This window comes from Morganella morganii (genome assembly GCF_041099235.1).
In the GTDB taxonomy this organism is placed as follows: domain Bacteria; phylum Pseudomonadota; class Gammaproteobacteria; order Enterobacterales; family Enterobacteriaceae; genus Morganella; species Morganella morganii_E.
In genome coordinates this window covers 197,033-214,810 of the sequence record NZ_JBFZSO010000004.1, presented here as the reverse complement: position 1 = coordinate 214,810, position 17,778 = coordinate 197,033, and the positions used below count along the sequence as shown (strand labels likewise).

Genomic DNA, 17,778 nt, shown 5'->3' with positions numbered 1-17,778 from the left:
ATAATCTCTCGTCGTTTATCTGCTTGTTGCTATCACGGATAATGTTGTCATTATGGTGATAACGATGTTTATAAATTGCTTGTCTTTCAACCTATAGAACTCACCCGGACTTTGCAACCCCTTTTTTGCAAAGAAAACAGAAATTAAGATAATTTACTGAAATTAAAGAGAAATAAGCCACAGAGAGGTCATGCACGATGAAAACAGTTTCCATCGCGGGGCTGGGCTGGCTGGGAATGCCGCTGGCACTGCATCTTGCGGATATCGGTATCCGTGTCAAAGGCACCAAAACCACGCCGGACGGCACAGAGGCGGCGAGGATGTGCGGTATCGAGTGTTATATGCTGAATCTGACACCAGAACCGGAATGTAACGCTGATGATCTGGATGCTTTTTTGCAGACAGATATTCTGGTGATCACCCTGCCGGCATCAAGAACGGCGGGCGGCGGTTATCTGTATGTGAAGGCGGTGCAGAACCTGGTGGATCTGGCGGCGGCGCGCGGTGTGTCGCGGGTGATTTTTACCGGTTCAACAGCCGTTTACGGTAATCAGGCCGGTAAGCTGACAGAAAACTCGCCGGTCGATCCGGTGACTGAATCGGCCAAAGCGATTGTTGAGATTGAGCACTGGCTGAATGAGCTGCCGGGTGTGTCTGCGGATATTCTGCGTCTGGCCGGACTGGTGGGGGAATCCCGTCATGCAGGGCGCTTCCTGGCGGGTAAAACAGCGGTTAAAGGCGCGAATCAGCCGGTCAATCTGGTGCATCAGGATGATGTGATTGCAGCGATCCGCCTGCTGATCCAGCGTCCGCACGGTGGCCACCTGTACAACCTGTGTGCACCGCAGCATCCGTCACGGGCTGAATTTTATCCGGATATGTCCCGTCAGATTAATTTGCTGCCGCCGGTATTCAGAGAAGAAGATATCACTGAAGGGAAAGAGATTGACGGCAGCCGCATCTGCCGGGAACTGGGCTTTGAGTATCAGTACCCTGATCCCGGCCGGATGCCGATGACGGAGTAAGTATTAACTGACCGGCAGTGCCACGATATCGCTGTACGCCGGGCGGGTTTCAATCCGTGCAAACCAGCGCTCGATATGCGGGAAGTCCGGTCGGTCGTGACACACTTCCCGCCACGGATAGAGCAGCGGCGCCAGTGCCATATCTGCGATACTGAATGTATCACCGGCGATATAATCACGCTGTGCAAGGTCGTCGTTGAGCATGGCAATCAGCCGGTTCAGCGCCTGTTTCAGCTCTTCCACCCGCGCCGGATCGCGCTGCTCTGCCGGGGTTCTGACCAGCAGTCCCATCATCGCTTTGATATACGGGAACAGACTGCCGTCTGACCAGTACATCCATTGTGCCGCCCGGGCGCGGAATTCCGCGTTGTGCGGCAGCAGTGTGCCGTCATCATATTTATCCGCCAGATAGCTGAGAATGGCATTGGATTCCCAGAGAATAAATTCACCGTCCTGATAGGTCGGGATGGTTTTATTCGGGTTCATGGTGAGGTATTCGGGGGTATCGAGGCCGCCGAACGGCCCGCCCGCATCTTTCTGCTGATAAGTCAGCCCCAGCTCAGTCAGACACCATAAGACTTTCTTGACGTTAGACGAGTTTTTTCTGCCCCAGACGGTTATCATAGTGACTCCTGTTGATAGACATGCGATGACGTGTGCGTATTGTCGGTTTTTTTATGTCATGAAGTGTAAATTTTGACACGAAATTCCCGTAACAGGAAGAATCGCGTTAAAGTGTCATTGGCTTACCATTTATGAAATGAATATAGTATTCATTATCACAGAGTTATCACTCTTATTTTTGTCACGATGTACCGGGTTTAAAGAGGGAAGAGTAATGCAGACAGTAATCAGTTCACGGGTAACCGGTTTAATCGGCGGGCTTGCTTTCGGATTTTTAAGCATCGGCCACGCGTTTGCGGAGGAAACACCGGTTGCACCGCAGGTGGATGCAAAAGCGTATGTACTGATGGACTACAACAGCGGGAAAATACTGGCCTCTGCGAATGCAGATGAGCGTCTTGACCCGGCATCACTGACAAAAATCATGAGCAGTTATGTGGTCGGCCAGGCGATTAAAGCCGGGAAAGTGACACCGGACGATATCGTGACTGTCGGCATCAATGCCTGGGCAACCGGCAATCCGGTGCTGAAAGGCTCCTCCCTGATGTTCCTCAAACCCGATGACCGCGTAAAATTAATCGATCTGAACAAAGGAATGGTCATTCAGTCCGGTAATGATGCCAGTATTGCGCTGGCGGAATATGTGGCGGGCAGCCAGGAAACCTTTGTTTCCCAGATGAACAGTTACGCCAAACAGATTGGCCTGACAAATACCCATTTTAAAACCGTTCACGGACTGGATTCCGAAGGGCAGTACAGTACCGCCAAAGACATGGCACTGCTGACCCAGGCGCTGATCACCGATGTGCCGGATGAATATGTTATCCATAAAGAGAAAGAATTTACCTTCAATAAAATCCGTCAGCCGAACCGCAACCGCCTGCTGTGGAGTACTAATCTCAATGTGGACGGTGTGAAAACCGGTCACACCAGCGGCGCGGGGCATAACCTGGTGGCTTCCGCGACAGACGGCCCGATGCGTCTGATTTCTGTGGTGCTGGGTGCACCGAGTGATCGCGTCCGTTTTGCGGAAAGCGAAAAAATCCTCTCCTGGGGCTTCCGTTTCTTTGAAACTGTGGCACCGGTGAAAGCGGATACGCCGCTGACCACCGAGCGCGTCTGGTTCGGGGATATTTCAGAAGTGCCGCTGGGCGCGGAAAAAGACATTTATGTCACTATCCCGAAAGGCAAACTTAAAGATCTGAAAGCCACTTTTGAGCTGGACAGCACCACGCTGGAAGCGCCGCTGGCGAAAAACCAGGTGGTCGGGAAAATCAACTTTATCCTTGATGATAAAGTCGTTGAACAGCGTCCGCTGGTGGTTCAGCAGCAGGTTGAGGAAGCCGGTTTCTTCGGTCGTATCTGGGATTATATTGTCCGCTTCTTTGCCGGACTGTGGCATTCTGTCTTCGGCTAAGCGGGCTGTATTTATAAGGTTATTCCCCCTTCAGGCGGCAATTTATCATGCTGTCTGCTGAATTACCCTGTTGAAATCCGTATAAGATCCGATATTACATCCTGATATCGGATTTTTTTATAAAAAAGGACCGGTATTTTTACACACCGGTCAATAAAGGATTAAAGATATGGGGACAATTGTGTTTATCGCGCTGGTCATTGCCGTGGCCGGAATTGTGTGGATCCGGCGGGTATATCTCCGGATAAACCGCCTTCAGGCTCCGATCACTGAAGCTTATGCGGCGATTGACGGCATGCTGCATCAGAGGGCGGAGAGGATCGGTCAGCTGGTGGATATGACGGAAAAAGCCGGGATCCGGGATGCAACGTTGTTTTATTCCTGGCAGGATGCGTATCCGCGCTATACAGAGGCGGCGACACTGGATGAGAGTGTCAGTGCCGCAAATGATATCAGCAGTGCTTTTTATCATATTATGACGCTGACAGAGACATTCCCGGTGCTGATTGCGGATCCGCAGTTTGTCCGTATTCAGCTGGGGATCTGTGATGTTGAGGATGCACTGAATCCGGGCATCCGCGCCTTTAATGAGGCGGTACTTCAGTACAATATTGCGGTTCAGCATTATCCGGACACTCTGGTGGCCGGGCTGTTCGGGTTCGGACCCAAAACACTGCTGCTGATGTCCTGATACAAAAAACCCCGCAATATGCGGGGTTTTTTGACTTTCCGGGGACCGGGGTTAATCAGTCACACGGGATCACTTTGATTGCCAGGCCGCCCTGTGAGGTTTCGCGGTATTTGGCATTCATATCTTTACCGGTTTCATACATGGTTTCGATAACTTTATCGAGACAAACGCGCGGCTCGCTGACGCGGCGCAGCGCCATACGGGCGGCGTTGACAGACTGAACAGCGGCAATGGCATTACGCTCGATACACGGTACCTGTACCTGTCCGGCGACCGGGTCACAGGTCAGGCCGAGGTTGTGTTCCATTGCGATTTCGGCTGCGATAAAGACCTGCATCGGGCTGCCGCCCAGCAGTTCGGTCAGACCGGCTGCCGCCATGGAACAGGCAACACCGACTTCACCCTGGCAACCCACTTCCGCACCGGAAATAGAAGCGTTCATTTTGTACAGTGAACCAATCACGCTGGACACCAGGAAATAGCGGGTATAGGCGTTTTCATTCACCGGACGGATGAATTTATCGTAATACGACAGCACTGCCGGGATGATCCCGCAGGCACCGTTGGTTGGTGCGGTAACGACACGGCCGCCGGCAGCGTTTTCTTCGTTAACGGCGAGGGCAAACATGTTGATCCAGTCAACAACCTGCATCGGGTCTGTGGAGGTGTTATCACTGGTAACCAACTGACGGCGCAGTGCAGCGGCACGGCGTGGTACACGCAGCGGCCCCGGCAGCAGACCTTCAGTATTCACACCACGCTCGATACCGGCTTTCATCACGTCCCAGACTGCCGCCAGGTGAGCAGAAAGCTCTTCTTTATTGCGCAGTGCCAGTTCGTTCTGCATCACCAGCGCTGACAGGGACAGGCCGGTTTCGTTGCAGTGTTTCTGCAGATCAGCAGCATACTGGTACGGATAAGGCACTTTGGTTTCGCTGTCCGCAGCCTGGCCAAAATGCTCTTCATCGACGATAAAGCCGCCGCCGATGGAGTAATAGGTTTTCTTGTACAGTAATTCATCACCGGCGAATGCGCTGATGGACATGCCGTTTTCATGCAGCGGCAGGTTTTCTTTATGGAAGTTCATCCCGTTATCGCGCGGGAAATCCACTTCATGGCGTTGGTTTGCCAGCAAAAGGCGTTCACGTTCTTCAACATCCCTGATAAAGCCCGGTATCGCGTCAATATCAACAGAATCAGGCAGGTTACCCGCAAGACCCATAATGATTGCGATATCTGTCGCGTGACCTTTCCCTGTCAGAGACAGAGAGCCGTACACATCAACCTGAATGCGGGTGGTTTTTTCCAGCAGTCCGGCCGCGATAAGATCATCAGCGAACTGTTTACCTGCTTTCATCGGACCGACCGTGTGAGAACTCGACGGACCAATACCAATTTTGAAGATGTCAAATACACTGACCATATTGCTCGCCCCCTATGTTAAGGCGTGGATTAATAGTGTCGTGAAAATTCACGAAGCCGTTACTTTTCAGTTCCGGCTGATTATTGTTGTTGCTGTTGCCCGCCGGAGAGGGCAACAGTCATTTATTTTTTAACCAAAAAACAGCTGATACAGATTGTAAAACACCGCTGAAATTGCAATGAGACCCATCACAACCACAAACAGATTACTCAGGTGACCGGCATATTTACGCATCGCAGGGACTTTGCGGATGGCATACATCGGCATGATAAACAGCAGCATAGCGATGATCGGGCCGCCCAGGGTTTCAATCATACCCAGAATGCTAGGGTCTAATGTGGCAACAATCCAGGTGGTTACCAGCATAAACAGTGCAGTCAGTTTATTCAGTTTAGACGGTGCAATGCTTTTGCCCTTGGCGCGTAATGCTTTGTTAACCAGACCGTTAAAGCCTTCACGGGCACCCAGGTAGTGACCCAGGAATGATTTGGTGATAGCAATAAACGCGATGAATGGTGCGATATAGGCAATCATCGGGTTCTGGAAGTGGTTAGCCAGGTAAGACAGAATAGAGATGTTCTGATCTTTCGCTTCCTGCAGGTTCTGCGGGGAGAGGCTCAGCACACAGCTGAACACAAAGAACATCACGGTCAGTACCATCATAATGTGAGCGTATGCCAGAATGCGGGAGCATTTTTTCTCCGCATTTTCGCCGTACTCTTCACGCTTGGCGACAGCAAAGGCAGAGATAATCGGGGAATGGTTAAAGGAGAACACCATTACCGGAATCGCCAGCCACAGCGTTACCAGCAGACCATGACCGGTGACACTGGCCGTATTGCTGTCGAAAGTGAGGGTTTTGAATACATCAGTGCTCCAGTGCGGGATAAGATACAGTGCCAGCACCATCAGAACCGCCACAAACGGGAATACCAGCACACTCATTGCCTTGACAATCGCGGCTTCACCGAAGCGGATAATACACATAATCCCGATAATCAGTACCAGTGACAGAATAATGCGCGGCGGAGCCGTCATATGCATCTGGTTAACGATAAAGCTTTCCACGGTGTTGGTGATAGCCACACTGTAGACCAGCAGGATCGGATAGATAGCGAAGAAATAGAGCAGGGTGATCAGACCGCCGGCTTTGGAACCGAAATGCTCTTCCACCACTTCAGTAATATCTTCGCCCGGATTTTTACCGGACAGCACGAAGCGGCACATGCCGCGGTGTGCGAAAAAGGTCATCGGGAAGGCCAGCACAGCCATGATGATAAGCGGGATCAGCCCGCCGATACCGGCGTTAATCGGCAGAAACAGTACGCCTGCGCCGATAGCGGTACCGTACAGTCCGAGCATCCAGACGGTATCGGACTTACGCCATTTGCGATAATCATTGCTGGTGTCAGTCTTGCTGACCACAACCTGCGGTTGTGTTGTATCCATAGAAGTCTCCAAAATGTACAACAATAACAACAATTAAAATTTTGCACGCTGACCTGTGCATTTATTCGTCTCTGAAATAGGGTCTATGTACGTAACCAGATAAAAAATAAGTAAAGCTAAAAAGTCACCGGCAATTGCTTACCGGTAAAAATAATAAACAGCAGCGACCTGATATCTGTAATGGATAAATAAAGGTCTCTGCATTAATTCATATTCAAAAGTACCTGAAATTGATAACTCTCTTTCTGATGGTGAAAATATACTGTTTTTCAGTGGAAAACACCGTGATCACAGTCTCAAATGCTATAAATCACAGTAAAACAGGCTCTGTTGCAAGATTTGATAAAATTGTTAATCCGGGTTTGCGGAATGGAGTATGCCGAAACGGCATAGAGGGATTGCGGGTTCTGTAATAACGAGGTTTTTGTCTGTATTCTATTTAATTAAATTAATTTATTCATATGTTAATAAATATATCATCCGCACAAATTGCACTATTTAAAAATAGTGGCAGGCCTGATTTTCACAGGGTTAAAAACCCTTTTTAAATTGTGGATTATTTATATTACTCATTGTTTTTAATGTGAAAAATATTTTTTCACCAGGCGTGTGGTCGTAGCGGATACGTGCTGAGAGACAGGCAGTATAAAATATGGCTTTATATAATGATCACATCGTATATCCAGGATGATTAAAATAATTATTTTAATCACGAATTAAGTCACCTGAGTGATACTGGTGACATATAAAACAGAAATGTTAAATAAATACCAGAATAATATTCTGCGAACAAAAATAATACTGCCGGCAGTGAAAAATATGGTTAAAAAAAGATCGCCGGCGGCAATTAAACAGCGGTAAAAAAATACCGGCGTGCGGGCCGGTATCGCGCCGGTATCAGCAGAACCCGGCAGGTTGCCCGCCGGAGAGGGCAACAGTCATGTATTTATCAGCCAAAAAACAGCTGATACAGATTGTAAAACACAGCTGAGATGGCAATGAGACCAATCACAACCACAAACAGGTTACTCAGGTGACCGGCATATTTGCGCATCGCAGGGACTTTGCGGATAGCGTACATCGGCATGATAAACAGCAGCATAGCGATGATCGGGCCGCCCAGGGTTTCAATCATCCCCAGAATGCTCGGGTCCAGTGTGGCAACAATCCAGGAGGTGACCAGCATAAACAGTGCAGTCAGTTTATTCAGCTTAGACGGTGCAATGCTTTTACCTCTGGCGCGCAGTGCTTTGTTAACCAGACCGTTAAAGCCTTCACGGGCACCCATGTAGTGACCCAGGAATGCGTTGGTGATAGCAATAAACGCGACTAACGGCGCGATATAGGCAATCATCGGATTATGGAAGTAGTTCGCCAGGTAAGACAGAATAGAGATGTTCTGATCTTTTGCTTCCTGCAGATTCTGCGGGGAGAGGCTCAGCACACAGCTGAACACAAAGAACATCACAGTCAGCACCATCATAATGTGGGCGCATGCCAGAATGCGTGAGCATTTTTTCTCTGCGTTATCACCATATTCCTGACGTTTTGCGACACTGAATGCGGAAATAATCGGCGAATGGTTGAACGAGAACACCATCACCGGAATCGCCAGCCACAGCGTCACCATCAGACCGCGTCCGGTATCACCGGCAGAGTGACTGCTGAAAGAGAGCGTATCAAATATCGCGGTATTCCAGTGCGGGATCAGATACAGCGCCAGTACCATCAGAACCGCCACAAACGGGAATACCAGCACACTCATTGCCTTGACAATTGCGGCTTCACCGAAGCGGATAATACACATAATCCCGACAATCAGTACCAGGGACAGAATAATGCGCGGCGGAGCCGTCATATGCATCTGGTTAACGATAAAGCTTTCCACGGTGTTGGTGATAGCCACACTGTAGACCAGCAGGATCGGGTAAATCGCAAAGAAATAGAGCAGGGTGATAAGGTTCCCTGCTTTGGCACCGAAATGCTCTTCCACCACTTCGGTAATATCTTCACCCGGATTTTTACCGGATAAGATAAAGCGGCACATACCGCGGTGCGCGAAAAAGGTCATCGGGAAGGCCAGAAGGGCCATAATAATCAGCGGGAGCAGCCCGCCGATACCGGCATTAATCGGCAGAAACAGGATACCGGCACCAATAGCTGTACCGTACAGTCCGAGCATCCAGACGGTATCGGATTTACGCCATTTGCGGTAATCATTACTGGTATCAGTCTGACTGACCACGACCTGTGGTTGTGTTGTTTCCATAGATGTCTCCAAAATTTGCAACAATAACAACGAAAAAATGCACGGTGAGCTGTGCACAAAATGTGTCTCTGAAGCAGGGTCTATGTACGCAACCGGATAAAAATAAGTAAAACGGGAAAATTACCTGTAATTGCTTACCGGTAAAAATAATAAACAGCAGCGGCCTGATATCTGCAATGGATAAATAAAAGCCTCTGCATTAATTCATATTCAAAAGAATCTGAGATTGGTGACTGTATTTTTGTGGTGAAAATATACTGGTTTTTAGTGAAAAACACTGTGATCTTCATCTCATTTGCTATAAATAACATTAAAACCGGTCATGTTGCAACATTTAATAATGTTGTTAATCCGCTTTTGCGGAATGAGGTATGCCGAAACGGCATAGGAGGTCAGATATTCTGCAATAATGTCATTTTTGCCTGTTTTTTATTTAAACAAATTTATTTGTTCAGATGTGAATTAGTATATGCGCTGCACAATATTGCATTATGACAAAACAAATTATCACTATAAATAGAACCATTTTATGAGTGTGAAACTTCATGTTATTTATTGTTTTTTAACGTAAAGTAATTTGTTCGTTGAGTTTTTGACGATTAGGAGGGATGCCGGAAATCCGGCAGTATGAAACAAGGATTTTTATAATAGACGTACTGTGTATCCGGCATGATTAAAATAATTTTTTTAATCACGAATTAAGTGGTCTGAGTGATATTGATGAAGAATAAAACAGAAATGTTAAATAAATACCAAAATAATATTCTGTGAACCAAAATAATGCTGTCAGCAATCCCAAATACCGGCACAGCGGCCGGTATTTCAGGATTTATTTTTGTACAGGTTATCCCTGCACCCAGCCTTTGCGGATAGGCATGGCAAAACAGTGCCGGTAGAGCGCCTGCAACCGGTTTTGCAGTGCCGGACCGAACAGGCTCCAGAGCAGCTCTGTCAGTGCACAGGCAATCAGCACAGTGATAAAGGCACCCAGCATATCCACCGGCCAGTGAACGCCGAGGAAAACCCGCGACCAGGCGACAATCAGTGCCGGGATCATCAGCAGCAAGCCTGCACGGACATTGCACCAGAACAGGCAGCCCAGCGCGAAGGTAAACACGATAATGCCGTGATTGCTCGGGAATGAGGCCGTCGGTGCGTGATCAAGGAAGCTGTGGCCGAACGGTTCGGCAAACGGACGGGCATGCGGCCAGAGTGTGCCGATAATCCAGGAGGCAGCGAAACCAATCAGCAGCGCAATGGCACTTTTGCAGACAGCGCTGCGCTGGCGGGCCATATTCTCAGGCGCTCCCCGCAGCCAGAACCCTGCGGCAACAACCGGAAACAGCAGAACCAGATATTTAGCCGCGAAAGTGGCTGCAGTAATCATGGCATGAGACGTTTCCGGCGTGGCATTAATCAGGAGAAAAAGTGAATGATTCAGATTTTCCAGCACAGCAGACTCCTTAAAAAACACACCCGTATATACCCGGTAATAAAATGACGGGTCAGGGTAGCCGTGTTGCGCATCAAGGTAAAGTAAAAATGTCTTGGTTAATCGTGCTATTACGTAACATTGCAGAAAACTGACAAAATCTGAAATAACACCAGGCGGGATAAACAGCAGGCAATAAAAAACCCGATAGTTAAAACCAAATTGGTGACTATCGGGCTTCCTCAATCTTGGGGATATTCAAAGAAAAGCAGTGGCACTTATTCAGACTGCGCCCCGGTAAGAAAGTTCGAAAAAAGATTCAAAAAAATGAAAATAATTTTTTGGTGTTGAAAATCAGAGGGATAGGGAGGAACAAATAAGCCGTTTCCCGGGCGGGAAACGGCCGGATAGCTTAGCTGAACAGGCCGAGATTGGCTTTTGCGTAAGCTTCGAAATCAGTGCAGCCGCCGATGTGCTTCTCATCGATAAAAATCTGAGGAACCGTTTCAACCGGTTTACCGACTGTGACAGATAAATCTTCTTTGCTGATGCCTTCAGCGTGAATATCAATATAGCGATAGTCGAAGTCATCACGTTCATTTTTCAGTTTTTCTGCGAGTTCTTTCGCACGAACGCAATAAGGACAACCCGGACGGCCAAAAATAACGGTATACATGAAAAGCTCCTTCATTCATCAGTAACACCGGAAGTGGTGCTTTAATGGGATAAATTATGCCTGTATCATAACGGATAGAAAAGAATGTTGTGACGATTTGTGCGGTAGTCCGCACCAATGGTTCAGTGACTATCCGCAGTGCGGACATAAAAAACAGAATCACAGAGGATAATATGACCAGAAAGCAGCCGCGACAAATGCGTTCATTAGGGGATATGCCGCGCCCGGTAATTATCTGTGAGGTCATCGGTGTGATATTACTGGTGCTGGTCTATCTGGCGGTGAATGATTTTATTTCGCTGCCGGGCTTTATGAGCAGCAAAAATGCCCTGATGGTGATGGCGTTTGCCGGCCTGGGATGTCTGGTACCGGCGGCAATCAATATTGTCTGGCGGGCCATCAGCGCCATGCCGTCCGTGGGTATCGACAGCAAAAGCGGGGCGGACAAAAAGACCCGGCAGAATAAAAATGAAAAAAAGCAATAAAACGTTATTCCCCTTCACGTTTTTCAGCTAAGATCCGTTATTGGTCTGCGGGTGACGGTTTTCCCCGCTGTACTTTTGTTTTTCCGGTTAAAAGGCTTCAGGTTCATGATCATTCCCGATCTCACGATATTACGCACATGGCTGGATCAGCTGAAACTCTCCTGTTTTGAGTGTGATTCCTGCCAGGCACTGCATCTGCCGCATATGCAAAATGTGGACGGTGTGTTTGATGCCAAAATTGATATCCTTGACGATATGCTGGTGTTCTCGGCGCTGGCGGAAGTCCGCCCGACCGCGATTGTCCCGCTGATTGCCAACCTGAGCCAGATCAACGCCAGTTCGCTGCTGGTCAAAACTTTTATGGATATTCAGGATTCCGCCATGCCGAAGCTGGTGGTCTGTTACTCCCTGCCGCTCAGTGCCGGGCTGACATTTGAGCAGTTCTCTCTCTCCCTGCAACTGATGGAAGAGCAGGTCGGTGCAGTGATTTTTGAGTTGTTCAGTAACAATATGCTGTTTGACCCGAATGATGCGGAACCGGAAGATGAAGAAAGCTTCCGCGCTGATTCCGTTCCTTCTCCGGTGATCCACTGATTATCCGCACCACTTTCGATATCCGGGACACCATCATGCATTGCCCTCAGTATTCCGCCGGCCGCTGCCGTTCCTGTCAGTGGCTTGAAAAACCCTATATTCAGCAGATTGATGATAAAGAGCAGGATCTCCGCGCGCTGCTCTCGCCGTTTGCTGTACAAAACTGGCTGCCGCCGGTCCGCAGCGCGGAAACCGCGTTCAGAAATAAAGCCAAGATGGTGGTCAGCGGCAGTGTGGAGCGCCCGGTGTTCGGGATCGTGACAGATAACGAGCCGGTCGATTTATCGGACTGTCTGCTCTATCCGCCACATTTTGCGGCAGTATTTGCTGCGCTGAAGCCCTTTATCGCCCGTGCCGGACTCACGCCGTACAATGTGGAACGCCGCCGGGGCGAGCTGAAATTCCTGCTGCTGACCGAAAGCCGCGCCAGCGGTAAAATGATGCTGCGCTTTGTGCTGCGATCAGAGAAAAAAGTGGCGCAGTTACAGGCCGCGCTGCCGTTTTTGCAGGCACAACTGCCGCAGTTATCGGTGATTTCCGCCAATATCCAGCCGGTCGCGATGGCAATTCTGGAAGGGGAGCAGGAGATTATCTTCACGCCGGATGAGGTACTGGAAGAGACCTTTAACGGTATTCCGCTCTATATCCGTCCGCACAGCTTTTTCCAGACCAATCCGGCTGTTGCCGCGCAGTTGTATCATACTGCCGGACGGTGGGTGCGTGAATTGGGCATCACCCGCTTATGGGATCTGTTTTGCGGCGCGGGCGGATTCGGCCTCCACTGTGCAGATAAATCCACACAACTGACCGGGATTGAAATCAGCCCGGAGGCGATTGCCTGTGCCACCCGTTCAGCGGAAAAAATGGGGCTGGAGAATGTTACGTTTCAGGCGCTGGATTCCGCGCAGTTTGCCCTTGCTAAATCCGCCGTACCGGAACTGGTGCTGGTGAACCCGCCGCGCCGGGGGATCGGGAAAGCGCTGTGTGATTATCTCAATACCATGGCTCCGGAGACGATTATCTATTCCAGCTGCAATGCACAGAGCCTGGCACAGGATCTGGGGCATCTCACTCAGTATCAGCCGCAGCGCGTGCAGCTGTTTGATATGTTCCCGCATACCGCACATTATGAAGTGCTGGTGCTGCTGACCAGAAAATAATAATCAGAGAATAAAAAAACGGGGCTGCAATGTGAATTGCAGCCCCGTTTTCGTATGAGCGGATCAGTTACGGTGTTCGAATGCCAGCGCGCGGCGTTCAATCAGACGCATTGCGAGCGTCAGCAGGCTGTTGACTGCCAGATAAATAATCCCCGCAGCAATAAAGACGTTCAGATCGTAATCCTGACCAAACAGGCGGCGGCTGTAACCCATCACTTCAAGCAATGAGATTGTCGTGGCCAGCGAGGTACTTTTGAAGATCAGCACCACTTCGTTGGAATAGGACGACAATGCACGTTTAAAGGCATAGGGCAGGATAATCCGCATGGTCTGCTTCTGTGACATCCCCAGCGCCTGGCAGGATTGCCACTGACCCTTCGGAATCGCTTTCACCGCGCCGTAGAACAGCAGTGTCGAATAGGCTGCACTGTTGAGAGCCAGTGTCACCATGGCACAGAGCCACGGGGAGGACATCAGTTCCCACAGCAGCGGATAGTTTTTCAGTCCTTCAAACTGCGCGGGCCCGAAATAAATCAGGAAAAACTGGACCAGCAGCGGCGTCCCGGTAAACAGGGTGATATACCCTTTGACCAGCGGTGTCAGAACCCGGGGTTTGAGAGAGAGTACCAGTGTAAACAGCACTGACAGCAGAAACGCCGTGATCAGTGCGGTAAAAGTCAGTGACAGACTGACCGGCAGGCCCGGTAATACGGCAAGAATATAATCAAATATGCTCATTGGCCGCTCCGTTCAAAACGTGTGGTACGCAATTCAATACGTTTGAGGATGTACTGACTGACCAGCGTGATGGCGAGATAGATAAGCGCCACGATGCTGTACCAGGTGAAAGGTTCTTCAGTACGGCGGGCAATGCTTTGTGTCTGCAGCATCAGCTCGTTAATACCAATCAGGTACACCAGCGCGGTATCTTTCAGCAGAACCAGCCACTGGTTACCCAGTCCCGGCAGGGCATGCCGCCACATCTGCGGCATGACAAAGCGGAGGAAAATGGTGGTACGGCTCAGACCGAGTGCCTGACCGGCCTCCCGCTGTCCGTCCGGCACCGCTTTCAGGGCACCGCGCAGGGTTTGTGACGCATAGGCCGCGTAGAGCAGAGACAGGGCTGTGATGCCGCTGAAGATCGGCACATACGGGCCGTTGTCGATCTCAAGCGTCAGGGTGAAGAAGCCCAGATTGATACCGTCGCTCAGCTGAATAATCACTTCCTGCGTGCCGTAATAGACAAACAGGACCACCAGCAGCTCAGGTAAACCACGGATAAGCGTAACAAGACAGGTTCCGGCAAAAGCGACAGGTTTCCAGCGCACGGTTTCCCAGAGGGTAAACAGCATCGCGAGCACCAGACCAATCAGGAGTGCAGAAACAGCAAGGCCGACGGTTACCCCGGCGGCGCTTGCTAAAGAGAGAAAATCGTTCATTAATTTTTTATGTTATTACTCAAACCATTTCTTATAGAGGGTATCGTAAGTACCGTCCGCTTTGACCTCACCAAGCGCCTTGTTGAGTTTGTCTTTCAGCTCGCTGTTGCCCTTGCGGACTGCAATAGCCAGGCCGGTGCCGAAATATTCCGGATCGGTGACGCGCTCACCCACGGTTTTCAGATTGTCGTTGCTCTTCAGCCATTCATTGATAACAGCTGTGTCACCGAATACGGCGTCAATACGTCCGCCTTTCAGATCCAGTACCGCGTTCTGGTAGCTTTCATAAGGCACAATTTTCATGTCCTTAAACTGCTCCATCAGGTATTTCTGATGCGTGGTGCCGTTCTGGATACCAATCTGCTTCCCTTTGAGGCTGTCAATGCTATCAAATTTGCCCGCAACTGCAACGAAAACAGCAGAGTTATCATAATAGGTATTGGTGAAATCAACCTGCTTCTGACGCTCAGGTGTCACGTCAATTCCGGCCATCAGCGCGTCAAAACGCTTGTATTTCAGGCTTGGGATCAGGCTGTCAAACGCCTGGTTGGTAAAGGTACATTCCGCATCGATTTTGGCACACATCGCCTGAGCCAGATCCACATCAAAACCGACGATTTCATTTTTCTCATTCACGGTTTCAAACGGGGCATAACTCGCTTCTGTCGCGAAACGGATTTTTTCTTTTTCTGCCGCCGCTGCGGAGAAAGCAAACGCGCCGATTAATGCGGCAATAACCAGTTTTTTCATAGCAACATCCTATTTTTAATGTTCAGTGGCAGAAAATAATCAGTGTGACAGATAACCGGCAAATGCCTCTGTCTGCGGCGTGATAAAGCATTGTGCGCCGCCCTGTTCCACGATGCGGCCGTTTTCCATATACACCACTTTGCTGGCGGTTTTACGGGCGATATCCACTTCGTGAGTCACAATCACCTGGGTAATCCCGGTCTGTGACAGCTCTTTAATAATATCGACGACCTGAGAGGTAATCTCCGGATCCAGTGCCGCTGTCGGTTCATCGAATAACAGCACCTGCGGTTCCATCATCAGGGCGCGGGCTATCGCCACACGCTGCTGCTGGCCACCGGACAAATGCAGCGGGAACCGGTTTGCAAAATCAGTCAGACGCAGACGTGTCAGCAGCTTTTCCGCTTTTGCCTGAGCGGCTTCTCTGGTCAGACCCAGTACCCGGATCGGTGCTTCTGTCAGGTTATCCATGACGGTCAGATGCGGCCACAGGTTATACTGCTGGAACACCATGCCGACGTTCTGACGCAGGGAACGGATCTCTTTGGCAGACGGCGTGGTGGTAAAATCAAAATGGTGATCCGCAATGGTCAGTTCACCGGAACGCGGCATTTCAAGCAGGTTCAGTGCCCGCAGCAGGGAACTCTTACCGGCACCGCTCGGCCCGAGCAGTACCATGGTTTCGCCTGCACCACATTCCAGGTTGATATCAAACAGCGCCTGATGCTGTCCGTAAAAGCAATTGATGTTTTTTAATTGAATACTCATGCTGTAATTCTGCATACTCAGTGACGTTGAGTGAATATTAACGCCATAAGAATAAATATGCAATTATTTCTGCATAAAAAACTACTAAAAAAGCAAACTAATCACTTTTACTGAGTGATTATGTCTTCTCAGATGCCGGGAGGACGTATGCTGCCGCCCGTTTGACGATGGTTTTCGCCATTCCTTTAAAGATGAATAAATGAGCAGGCATCATGGCGAACCAGTAGAGCAGCCCGCTGAATCCGGCGGGATGCCACCAGGCGCGGACATCCAGCGTCCGCTGGTGGCCGTGGTCGCGGATGGTAAAGGCCAGCCGTCCCAGTCCGGGGGCTTTCATACCGAACAGCAGGGAGAGTTGCTGCCGGGGTTTTACGGTGATCACTTTCCAGCCGTCGATTTTATCCCCGGGTTCAAGGGTATCGCGATCCGGGCGGCCGTAAGTGATTTTATTACCGCACAGGTCATCCAGACGGGCGCGGACTGACCACAGAATATTGGCGTAAAAATAGCCGTCTTTGCCGCCAATCTGCTGCACAACATGCCACAGGGCATCGGCGGAGGCGGAAGTATTCAGGGTAAAACCGGCCTGTTTGGGATAGAAACCAAAGCCCGGCCGCCAGCGGGCGCGGACTTCCGGGTCATAGCCCCAGTCTTCATTATCCACGGCATCCGCTTCATCTTTAAGGGTCTTGCGCACGGCATCATCAAAACTGAGCAGTGTCTGCGGGATCAGCGCCTGAAGCGGTTTTCCGTCGCCGGGCAGATCGTATTTCAGACCCATAATCAGTTCTTTGGCGATCCCTTCCGGCACCGTGGTGATCAGCCGCAGAAAGTGAACTGAAATCAGCCGCAGCGGGATCGGCAGCGGGATCATCAGCCGTTTTTTGCCGCTGATGGCAATAAAATGGCGGAACATCTCCAGATAGCTGAGGTAATCCGGCCCTGTGGCATCAAAGCGCCGGTTGCCGTCAGCAGGATGAGAAAGCAGGCCGGTCAGATAATTCAGCAGGTTTTCCAGCGCCACCGGCGAGGATTTTGAGCGTGCCCAGCGAGGCGGGGTCAGGATCGGCAGGTTGTACACCATGTCGCGCATGATCTCAAACGCCGCTGAGCCGGGGCCGACAATAATGGCAGCGCGGATCTCGGTGACCGGTACGCGGCTGTCCGCGAGGATTTCGCCGGTCAGTCTGCGGGCGGCGAGGTGCGGGGAATCGCTGTCTTTGTGCTGCATGGCGCTCAGGTAAATCACTTCCCGCACCGCAGATTTATTCAGCATCTCCTGCACGTTTTCCGCCGCCAGGCGTTCCCGTGCCAGTAAGTCCGCCTCATCCGTCATACTGTGGACGAGGTAATACACCACATCAATATCCTGAAACAGGGTTTCCAGGGTGGATTTATCATACAGATCCGCATAGCAGCAGCGGGTGTTTTCCCAGCCCTGTGCCTGCATCCACTCCACCCGGCGGGCGGCGGCAGTAACCTGATGACCGGCGGCAATCAGCTGCGGGATAAGATTCTGTCCGACATAACCGCTGGCACCCAGCACTAAAATCCGTTGTTGTGGCATACGTTTTCA

General features: G+C 50.3%; 17 protein-coding genes. 6 read left to right on the top strand and 11 right to left on the bottom strand.

Features of this window, described 5'->3' with window-relative positions; genetic code table 11:
* Positions 1-197 precede the first annotated feature (197 nt).
* Complete coding sequence (locus tag AB7038_RS09385; RefSeq protein WP_368888733.1) at positions 198-1,025, top strand: SDR family oxidoreductase; 828 nt, start codon at positions 198-200, stop codon at positions 1,023-1,025.
* A 3-nt stretch (positions 1,026-1,028) separates the two neighbouring features.
* Here the strand turns inward: AB7038_RS09385 and AB7038_RS09380 are convergent, their stop codons facing one another.
* Positions 1,029-1,649 carry a glutathione S-transferase family protein gene (locus AB7038_RS09380; protein ID WP_368888732.1) on the bottom strand — a complete coding sequence of 207 codons (621 nt, stop codon included), beginning with the start codon at positions 1,647-1,649 and terminating at the stop codon, positions 1,029-1,031.
* A gap of 214 nt (positions 1,650-1,863) precedes the next feature.
* Between AB7038_RS09380 and AB7038_RS09375 the strand changes: the two genes are divergently transcribed.
* The gene (locus AB7038_RS09375) at positions 1,864-3,066 is read left to right on the top strand and encodes a serine hydrolase (protein WP_004235775.1); all 1,203 of its coding nucleotides are present in this window, start codon (positions 1,864-1,866) and stop codon (positions 3,064-3,066) included.
* 169 nt (positions 3,067-3,235) lie between these two features.
* Positions 3,236-3,757, top strand: coding sequence for a LemA family protein (locus AB7038_RS09370; RefSeq protein ID WP_004235777.1), 522 nt, complete (start codon positions 3,236-3,238; stop codon positions 3,755-3,757).
* 55 nt (positions 3,758-3,812) lie between these two features.
* Here AB7038_RS09370 and AB7038_RS09365 read toward each other — a convergent pair whose 3' ends face one another.
* From AB7038_RS09365 to AB7038_RS09345, 5 genes are all read right to left on the bottom strand, one after another.
* Positions 3,813-5,180: an L-serine ammonia-lyase gene (locus AB7038_RS09365; protein ID WP_369453189.1), complete on the bottom strand. Its 1,368-nt coding sequence runs from the start codon at positions 5,178-5,180 to the stop codon at positions 3,813-3,815.
* Between the two features lie 129 nt (positions 5,181-5,309).
* Positions 5,310-6,629 carry an HAAAP family serine/threonine permease gene (locus tag AB7038_RS09360; protein WP_368888731.1) on the bottom strand — a complete coding sequence of 440 codons (1,320 nt, stop codon included), beginning with the start codon at positions 6,627-6,629 and terminating at the stop codon, positions 5,310-5,312.
* 949 nt (positions 6,630-7,578) lie between these two features.
* Positions 7,579-8,898, bottom strand: a complete 1,320-nt coding sequence (locus AB7038_RS09355) for an HAAAP family serine/threonine permease (protein WP_108655047.1) — start codon at positions 8,896-8,898, stop codon at positions 7,579-7,581.
* Positions 8,899-9,742: 844 nt separating this feature from the next.
* Entirely contained in the window at positions 9,743-10,351 is a 609-nt protein-coding gene (ybjG, locus tag AB7038_RS09350; protein ID WP_368888730.1) for an undecaprenyl-diphosphate phosphatase, read from the bottom strand.
* 391 nt (positions 10,352-10,742) lie between these two features.
* The gene (locus tag AB7038_RS09345; protein ID WP_004235784.1) at positions 10,743-11,006 is read right to left on the bottom strand and encodes a GrxA family glutaredoxin; all 264 of its coding nucleotides are present in this window, start codon (positions 11,004-11,006) and stop codon (positions 10,743-10,745) included.
* A 173-nt stretch (positions 11,007-11,179) separates the two neighbouring features.
* Between AB7038_RS09345 and AB7038_RS09340 the strand changes: the two genes are divergently transcribed.
* The 3 genes from AB7038_RS09340 (at position 11,180) to rlmC (ending at position 13,245) form a co-directional block, all read left to right on the top strand.
* Positions 11,180-11,491 (top strand): YbjC family protein, encoded by a 312-nt coding sequence (locus tag AB7038_RS09340; protein WP_036407623.1) that lies wholly within the window; start codon positions 11,180-11,182, stop codon positions 11,489-11,491.
* 105 nt (positions 11,492-11,596) lie between these two features.
* Positions 11,597-12,085: a YbjN domain-containing protein gene (locus tag AB7038_RS09335; RefSeq protein WP_072870993.1), complete on the top strand. Its 489-nt coding sequence runs from the start codon at positions 11,597-11,599 to the stop codon at positions 12,083-12,085.
* Positions 12,086-12,120: 35 nt separating this feature from the next.
* Positions 12,121-13,245 carry a 23S rRNA (uracil(747)-C(5))-methyltransferase RlmC gene (gene rlmC, locus AB7038_RS09330; RefSeq protein WP_369453188.1) on the top strand — a complete coding sequence of 375 codons (1,125 nt, stop codon included), beginning with the start codon at positions 12,121-12,123 and terminating at the stop codon, positions 13,243-13,245.
* Positions 13,246-13,308: 63 nt separating this feature from the next.
* Here the strand turns inward: rlmC and artM are convergent, their stop codons facing one another.
* The 5 genes from artM to AB7038_RS09305 form a co-directional block, all read right to left on the bottom strand.
* Positions 13,309-13,977 (bottom strand): arginine ABC transporter permease ArtM, encoded by a 669-nt coding sequence (gene artM / locus AB7038_RS09325; protein ID WP_032098908.1) that lies wholly within the window; start codon positions 13,975-13,977, stop codon positions 13,309-13,311.
* A 2-nt stretch (positions 13,978-13,979) separates the two neighbouring features.
* The gene (gene artQ, locus AB7038_RS09320) at positions 13,980-14,684 is read right to left on the bottom strand and encodes an arginine ABC transporter permease ArtQ (RefSeq protein WP_072870989.1); all 705 of its coding nucleotides are present in this window, start codon (positions 14,682-14,684) and stop codon (positions 13,980-13,982) included.
* Positions 14,685-14,699: 15 nt separating this feature from the next.
* A complete protein-coding gene (gene artJ, locus AB7038_RS09315) occupies positions 14,700-15,434 on the bottom strand; it encodes an arginine ABC transporter substrate-binding protein (protein ID WP_004241743.1) in 735 nt (244 codons plus the stop codon).
* A 39-nt stretch (positions 15,435-15,473) separates the two neighbouring features.
* A complete protein-coding gene (gene artP / locus AB7038_RS09310) occupies positions 15,474-16,202 on the bottom strand; it encodes an arginine ABC transporter ATP-binding protein ArtP (protein WP_024474069.1) in 729 nt (242 codons plus the stop codon).
* A gap of 118 nt (positions 16,203-16,320) precedes the next feature.
* Positions 16,321-17,769, bottom strand: a complete 1,449-nt coding sequence (locus tag AB7038_RS09305) for a DUF2867 domain-containing protein (protein ID WP_369453187.1) — start codon at positions 17,767-17,769, stop codon at positions 16,321-16,323.
* Positions 17,770-17,778: the final 9 nt, after the last annotated feature.